At 52.3% G+C, this 8,327-nt stretch carries 5 protein-coding genes; all 5 read left to right on the top strand.

What is annotated here, in order from left to right:
• Positions 1-172 precede the first annotated feature (172 nt).
• The 5 genes from QEH52_RS15870 (at position 173) to nrfD (ending at position 8,322) form a co-directional block, all read left to right on the top strand.
• Complete coding sequence (locus QEH52_RS15870) at positions 173-1,159, top strand: transposase (protein WP_308951765.1); 987 nt, start codon at positions 173-175, stop codon at positions 1,157-1,159.
• A gap of 86 nt (positions 1,160-1,245) precedes the next feature.
• A complete protein-coding gene (gene mutS / locus QEH52_RS15865; protein ID WP_308951764.1) occupies positions 1,246-3,816 on the top strand; it encodes a DNA mismatch repair protein MutS in 2,571 nt (856 codons plus the stop codon).
• A 118-nt stretch (positions 3,817-3,934) separates the two neighbouring features.
• Positions 3,935-6,175 (top strand): nSTAND3 domain-containing NTPase, encoded by a 2,241-nt coding sequence (locus QEH52_RS15860; protein ID WP_308951762.1) that lies wholly within the window; start codon positions 3,935-3,937, stop codon positions 6,173-6,175.
• Positions 6,176-6,825: 650 nt separating this feature from the next.
• A complete protein-coding gene (locus QEH52_RS15855; protein WP_308951760.1) occupies positions 6,826-7,302 on the top strand; it encodes an RrF2 family transcriptional regulator in 477 nt (158 codons plus the stop codon).
• Between the two features lie 69 nt (positions 7,303-7,371).
• Positions 7,372-8,322 (top strand): NrfD/PsrC family molybdoenzyme membrane anchor subunit, encoded by a 951-nt coding sequence (gene nrfD, locus QEH52_RS15850; protein ID WP_308951759.1) that lies wholly within the window; start codon positions 7,372-7,374, stop codon positions 8,320-8,322.
• Positions 8,323-8,327: the final 5 nt, after the last annotated feature.

The following is an 8,327-nucleotide window of genomic DNA, read 5'->3' as shown; positions in this document are numbered from 1 at the left end:
GTCAAAGTCAGTTCCGCAAAATCGACCTCAGTCACCTATATCTACGCATTACCAAACCCATTGCATCACCACTCGGATCGCAGACAACTTGGACATCGTTCGATCACATGATATTGACCTGTCCCTTATATTGAAGCTTGCTAAGTGGCATTCGGCTACTAGATAGTAAGATATGCGAACGAAACGGATTCTCTCGGCTTCAGATGGTATCTACCACTGCATGTCACGGACGGTGAATGGGGCGGCGCTGTTTAAGGAGCGTGAAATGGAAATGTTTCGCAAGATGCTGCATCGTGTGGCGGATTTCTCGGGAGTCGAAGTGCTGACTTACTGCATGATGAACAACCACTTCCATGTGCTGGTGCGTGTGCCTGAGGCGAGCTCAGTCAGCGACACGGAGCTGATCCGCCGCTATCGAATGCTCTACCCTAAACCAACTGTCTATCAAGCGGCCTCGGCTGAACGGATCGCACAGGAACTGAAATCGAATGGCCCAGATGCAGCTACGATCCGCGCTCAGTTACTGGCACGTATGGGGGACATCTCGGCGTTTATGAAAACTCTGAAACAACGCTTTTCGACTTGGTTTAATAAGACGCATCAGCGCTTCGGCCCCTTGTGGTCGGATCGCTTCAAAAGTGTCTTGGTCGAAGGCAAGGGGAATGCCTTGCAAACGATGGCTGCCTATATCGATTTGAACCCGGTGCGAGCGGGCTTAGTCAGTGACCCGAAGGATTACCGTTTTTGTGGTTATGCGGAAGCGGTGAGTGGTCAAAAGAAGGCGGTGGCTGCGCTTAAATTTATAACTGCGGGCCTTTACGAATGCTCAGATACAGATGCATTACAATCTTACCGCTGTATGCTATTCGGCAAAGGCGGCGCACCTAAGGCGGGGGCCTCACAGTTTAACCGCGCGCAGGCGATTCATGTGCTGGAAGAGGAAGCGGGTAAGCTCCCACCTCACATACTACTCAGATGCCGCATACGATACTTTTCTGAGGGCGCGGTTTTGGGCTCACGCGAGTTTATCAATTCTCATTTGGAAAAATGGCAGCATTCGACTCGACAAAGGCACCGCTCCAAGCCGCGTCAGATCCAATCACAAGCAAGCGAGCCACTGGTGGTGCTCAAAGGGCTGCGTGGGCCGGGCTATTTATAGCCGATGTGGCTATGGCTCGATCTTGTCATGGAAAAATTGGGATCTGTATTGATCTGCATGACTGAATCTCTTGTATCGCCCCTCTCATGGCTTCCGAACAACCAAAGAAACTCACCCCAATGATGCAGCAGTGGCACGAAATGCGTGCCAAGCTAGCTGATGATACTCTCCTCATGTTCCGTCTGGGAGATTTCTACGAGATCTTTAAGCAAGATGCTGAATGGGGCGCAAAATTGCTCGGCATCACCCTGACCCATCGCCATGGCATGCCGATGGCGGGCATCCCGTTTCACGCGGCGGACGGCTACATTCAAAAGCTACTGGACCAGGGGATCAAAATCGCCATCTGCGACCAGGTGGAAACCCCGCAACCAGGTAAGCTGGTCAAGCGCGAGCTGACGCGTATTATCACTCCGGGCACGCGTCTGGCCGACACTCAGATCGATGCGCAACGCAATCACTTTCTGCTGGCGCTCTCGCTGGGCAAGAAAGCGCTCAACGCCTCTTGGCTAGACCTGACAACTGGGGAATTTTTCCTCGCCTCCGAGGTGAAGCCGGAAAATCTCTTTGCCGCATTCGAGAGCTTAGATCCCCGCGAGATCATTGTCCCCGAAAACGCCGCCGAAAGCTGGACGCTGCCACATACCGATCAACGCTTTCGCGAGCTCTACACTCATATCGGTGATGGCCGTGCGATCAGCCCGATTCCCGACTACCACTTTGACGAAGCAGCGGGCGCTCAGTCGGTGATGGAAGCGCTGGGAGTCATGAACCTGGAAGGCTTTGGCATTGGCCAAGATCACCCCGCTCTCGGCGCAGCCGGAGCCTTGATTCACTACGCCACCGAAACACTCTGCGCGAAACCGGAGAATCTGCGTAAGTTACAAGAATACAGTAGCGAACGCACGCTGCTCCTCGATCCTGCGACCCTACGTAATTTAGAAATTTTCAAATCAGCCGCCAGCACTCGCCACGGCTCACTACTGGCGGCGATGGATGGCTGTGTGACCGCCCCCGGAGCGCGCCTATTAGAGCGCTGGCTGTGCGCGCCAGAACTGGATCTGACAGAAATCACCCGTCGACAAAATTGCGTTGGCGAATTTGTCACCGCACCGGGACTTGCAACTGAATTACAAAATCTACTCAAAGGCGTGCGCGACATTGAGCGCATCTTGAGCCGCCTGCAAAACCGCATGCGCAACCCGCGCGAGCTCGGCGGCGTGCGCGACACCCTGGCGGCCCTGCCCGCAATCGCGACCACCTTGTTGGAATTCCCTGACACGCCCGTAGCGGCCATCGCTGAGCGTATTAACGACTTCGGCAGCCTCTCAGCCACCCTCGAGCGCGGCTTAGCGGAAGAATTACCCAGCAACATCGCCGACGGCGGCACCATCCGTGACGGCTATGATGAATCGCTCGATCACACTCGCAGCCTCACCCGCGACAGCCAGAAGTGGCTGGCCGAATTCGAGCAAGCCGAGCAAGCACGCACAGGTATCAAAAACCTGCGCATTCGCTACAACGGTGCCTTTGGCTATTTCATCGAAGTGACCAAGAGTAACATCGCCCTCGTGCCCGAAGACTACGTGCGCAAGCAGACGATGAAAAACGCCGAGCGCTACACCACCGACGTGCTCAAGGAGCGCGAACGTGAAATCTTACACGCCGCAGAAAAGGCCATCGCCCGCGAGGAAGCACTCTTCAACGGCCTGATCGAAGCCATTCTCGAGCACGCCGACGCACTCAAAGAAACCGCAGCCGCGATGGCGGAGATCGACGTCTTTATCGGCTGGAGCACCCTCGCCCGCGAGTGGGATTACTGCAAACCAAAGCTCGACCAGTCGGACAAACTACTCATCGATCAAGGTCGGCACCCCGTCGTCGAGCAAATGATGCGCGAACAGCGCCTCGGTCTCGCCGGCACCCATGCCTTCGTACCCAACGACTGCCGCCTCTCCAGCTCTGCCAGCTCCGAAGACGCACCACAGATCGCCCTCATCACCGGCCCCAACATGGCGGGTAAGTCGACCTACATCCGCCAAGTCGCCCTCATCGTGCTGATGGCCCAGTCCGGCGCCTGGGTGCCCGCCCGCAGTTGCGAGCTCGGCGTGGTCGACCGCATCTTCTCCCGCGTCGGCGCCAGCGACGAACTCGCCCGCGGCAACTCCACCTTCATGGTCGAGATGAACGAGACCGCCAACATCCTCAACAACGCTACGCCCCGCAGCCTCGTCATCCTCGACGAGATCGGCCGCGGCACCAGCACCTACGACGGCCTCTCCATCGCTTGGGCGGTAATCGAGCACCTCCACCCCGAAAAGACCGGCGCCCGCACCCTTTTCGCCACCCACTACCACGAGCTCACCCAGCTGGCCAAGACCCTCGCTCGAGTGGAGAACTATTCCGTCGCAGTCAAGGAATGGAACGACGACATCGTCTTCGTGCGCCAAGTAATCAAAGGCGCCGCCGACCGTTCGTATGGGATTCAAGTCGCCAGACTCGCCGGCCTGCCGACGACAGTCATCGACCGCGCCAAAACCATTCTGGAACGCCTCGAAGCCGACGACTCCTCCCACAACCTCCTGCGCAAGCGCATGAAAAAGGAAAAGTCCGGCAGCGACACCAAGGAAGAAGACGATCAGTTGGCCTTGTTTTAGGTGGCGGAGACAACAACAACAGAATTTGAGAATGCCTTCATTTACCTCCCCAAAATGCACACTCGGCTTTGCGAACCGAATGCACATTTAAAGAAATTTTTTCTTATTCTTAAAATCGATGGCTTGTGATTTTTCACAGATTACTGGAGACGAGTTTGAAAGACTCGTTGTCCAACTCCTCTCCAAGAGCCTTGGCATCCACATCGAACGCTTCAAAGAAGGAAAAGACGGTGGGATTGACGGAAGATTTAACTCTGCTAGCGGAGGTTCCGTTATAATCCAAAGCAAGCACTACCTAAAGACAGGTCTTGGTGGATTAGTTTCGAAGTTAAAAAATGACGAGCTACCAAAGATCAAGGCTCTAGCTCCAGAGAGATACATACTTGCAACCTCCGTTCCGCTAAGCCCAGCTGACAAGGATAAAATCGTTGACGCTTTGGAGGGTCAAATCACCTCAACTTCCGACATATACGGACAGTCAGAGCTCAATGACTTACTGGGAGAATTCTCAGACATCGAAAGGCAGCACTTTAATTTATGGATCAGTAGTTCTTGCCAGCTGGAGACGTTTTTGAACTATGCCATCCACAGCCGAAGTTCATTCGCCTTGAGAGACATTCACGCAAAAGCTTCGAAGTATGTAGAAACAAAGGCCTTGGTAGAATCAGCAGATTTACTCAAAAAGAATAGAATCCTCATCATCGCTGGAGAGGCTGGAATTGGTAAAACTACTTTAGCCAACAATCTTTGCCTTAGGCTTGTAGGTGAAGGATACCAATTCTTCCTAATGTCTGATGATATTGCTGAAGCAGAAAGTATAACAGAGTCAGAAGGAAAAAAAGTGTTCCTTGCCGACGATTTCTTAGGAAGCAATTACCTCAATGCGATCACTAATAACAAGGACTCTTCAATAGTCCATTTTATGGATCGGATAAAGAGCACAAATAACGGTTTATTCATACTCACAAGCAGAACCCATATACTTAAACAGGGGTTTGAATTGAGTAGCCACCTATCTAATTCAAAAAGTGCTCGAAATAAATATGTCTTGGAGATCGAAGGCCTCACGCAATGGGACAAAGCGAGGATTCTCTACAATCATATTTGGTTTTCAGAATTCGATGAGAGATATACCGAGAAGTATTTTGAGAACCAACGCTACATGGAGGTAATCAACCATCAGAACTTCAATCCGAGACTGATCGAGTTTATAACCGACTATGCAAGATTTGATGGTGCTCCGGAAGAATACTGGGGACATGTAACGAAGACCCTAAAGAACCCCAAGGATGTTTGGGATCATCCGTTTAGGATACAATCTGATGACTACCTGAGGAGTCTGGTGCTACTCGTCGTGTTCAATGGTGGAAAAATAGACGAAGAAGACATACGCAAGTCCTACACCATTCTCAATTCGCTGCGTCCGCCGAAACAAACGGATAACATTGATCGGCAATTTCACTCCATCTGTGAAATTGCAACTGGCTCATTTTTGAATAGAAACAGGAGCGGAGAGCGTTCATGGTTCACCCTGTTTAACCCCTCTATAACCGACTATGTCGTGGAGCAGTATAAGGGAAACGTTAACCACCTGTTAGATGTATTCAAGGCATTGGATACCGTTTCGTCTCTCGATAATTTAGACGCACTTACATCTGAGAATTCTGCAATCGGCTCTAAGAAAATCTTTAACGAATTAATTGGTGACGCGTTCGACCGCGAGAAATCTGACAATTACCTCATTATTCTACTATGTAATGCCCCGGCATCTGAGGAGAATGAAGAACGTTCGGTAGAACTAATACGGCGGATCATTCACTCCGACGCCCAGATAGGGTTTTATGACCAGCTTCTAGACTTAATGGTATCTCATTCGGAAAGGTTTACCGAGGAGGATTATGCCATTCTAGACGACTTCTTAGACATGAATACGGTAAAGCGCACAACTGCCGAAAATATATTTTCCATACTTCACGATGAATATCCGCACCTTTGTGAGTATGCTAATTTTATTGAGAATAGCATTACTGAGCACCTCAAAGACTTGATTAAAGAGTTCAGCAACGATCTAGATCTCAATGATCACTTAATCTGTTATGAGCCCGGAGAAGATGAAATAGACAAACAGAGTATTGAAGATGCCATTTCTGACAAAACCACCGATCTAATTTCCGATATCGATAGCACTCTTACTGAACATTTCTCAATAGATGAAGACGAAGTTCTCCAACATATTGACGTTGACGATTTGATTTTCCAGTTTCGTCATAATTTAGAACCAGATTTCGATTTTTCAAAACGCGCACAAGGACAAGCAGCTCGAGACAATTCGATCCACACACTGTTCCAAAGAGAGTAAATTGATGGCAGACTGGAAGGGATCCGACATATAGAATTTGCCGCCCCTTTCAGAGAAAGCACCACGCACACTGCCACCAGAGTAATAGCCTTGGCGGAAGAGCTCGATCATTGCCGGAAGATGCTGAATCAAAGTATCGACCAGAGATCATGTAGGGACAGGCACTTGCAAGACCCCCGAACAGCTCAACCGTGCCTTTGATGCACTCACTGAGAAATTTTACTGCGAAGGCGGTCGCCCGAAAGTGGGTAAAGGCTATGACGCCTGGGGTCTAAAGATCGTGCCCCCCGTAAAAAGCGAAGGGCCTCGGTGAACTCACCGAAACCCATACGCCGACCGGGAACTCCCAATCCATTTATCAAGTTAAAGAAACACCCCCTTCAGAGATAGCAATCGAAATAGTTTCTAAAATCCAGCCGCAGATACCTCGAAGTCGGCGACTCTTCCCACAACCTCCTGCGCAAGCGCATGAAAAAGGAAAAGTCCGGCAGCGACACCAGCGAGGAAGATCAGCAACTGGCCTTGTTTTAGAGCACAGCCAGGCAAACTGAGCTCACAATTCTAGTTATTTTTCATAAAATTCACACAACAGACACTTAATCGACACAGGCATCTATTTATTAATTGACATGAGTATCTATTTATAAAATATGGGGCTCATGTTTGGGCTTTCTCAAGGTGTCGGATATGCAGTTAAAGCGATGGCCTGTCTCTCAGAAGACGGGGAAGCCCACTTTGTACGCGAAGTCGCGGAATGCGCGCAGGTGCCGCCCGCCTATTTGACCAAAGTCTTCAAAAAACTGGTCGATGCGGGGATCCTAACTTCGAAGCGCGGCTGGGCCGGAGGCACACGGCTGGCTTGCGCCCCCGAAAAAATCACATTGCTAGCTATCGTGGAGGCAATCGACGGTAAGGACTGGAATCGGGGCTGCTTGCTGGGACAAGAATTTTGCAGCGACGAGCGCGCCTGCCCCACCCACGAATTCTGGAAAGTCGAGCGTCAGGCGATCGCGGAAAAGCTGCGCCACATCACGCTGGCCAGCTGTATCGAGTTCGAACGCAAGCGCGGCACGCTCGGCACCTGCAAGTGCGCGCCAACTGGCAAAGCGTCGCCGCCACCGTCTTGAGTTGCCGCCCCAAGCTGGCGCAGCCTCCCCCAAAAACTCCGCTTAAATTCAATAACCAAGGACACCCCCATGCATTCGGAAATTGTTTACAATATTCAACACGGCCCGATTTGGGACTGGAAAGTCGCCATGGACCTCTTCCTGGGCGGCGCTGGAGTCGGCGCGCTGCTGTTCAGCATTTCGCTCGACGAATTTTTCGAGGGCAAATACCGGCGCATCTGTCGCACGGCTGCGTGGTTGTCTCCGATCCTGATCGGACTGGGGCTGCTGCTGATCATGCTAAAGATGGGCCGGCCCTTCAGCGCCTACCACACCTATTTGAACGTCAACCTCACTTCCCCCCTCTGGTGGGGCGGTATCTTCCAGCCCATGCTGGTGGGCGGCGGTCTGGTCTACTCCTGGCTGTGGTGGAAGGATGCGCAACACATCGGCCTGCGCCGTTTACTGGGCCGGATCTTAATTCCGCTGACCTTTATCGTCGGCGCTTACCACGGGCTCTTACTGGCGGTGCTCGGCTCACATCCGCTTTGGAATACAGGGCCCACCGTCATTGCGGCCTTGCTCGCCTTTGCCACCAGCGGGATCGCTACGGTGATGCTGGTGCACTTCGCACTCATGAAACTTGCCGGCCGTCTCGACGATGAGGCGCATGTCGCCAGCTTTTTGGACGATCTCAAGGCCGTGCGCAACACACTCGGCGGCCTGCTGGCGGCGCAGCTCGGCGTGCTCTTCTTTTGGTGGCTGAGCCTCTACACCGGCAGCTTGCAGGATCAGCAAGCGCTCAGGGCTGCCAACGAATCCCACGGACCGATGTTCTGGGGGCTCGGCATTGGGCTGGGCCTGATACTGCCGATCGCCTTTGGCTTATACAGCATGCTGCGCGGCGAGTCCAAGCACCGCCGCACCCAGATCTACAGCATCACAGTGAGTAGTCTACTCATCGTGGTGGGCGCCTTCTTCTTCCGCCTCGCCCTCATTCTCGGCGGGCAATCCCCCGTGCCAGTCAATCTCACCTTCTAATCAGC

The sequence above is a fragment of the Thalassobacterium maritimum genome, assembly GCF_031127805.1.
Lineage (GTDB): Bacteria > Verrucomicrobiota > Verrucomicrobiia > Opitutales > Coraliomargaritaceae > Thalassobacterium > Thalassobacterium maritimum.
Note: the sequence above shows the minus strand (reverse complement) of the source record. Positions and strands in the feature narration are given on the sequence as shown.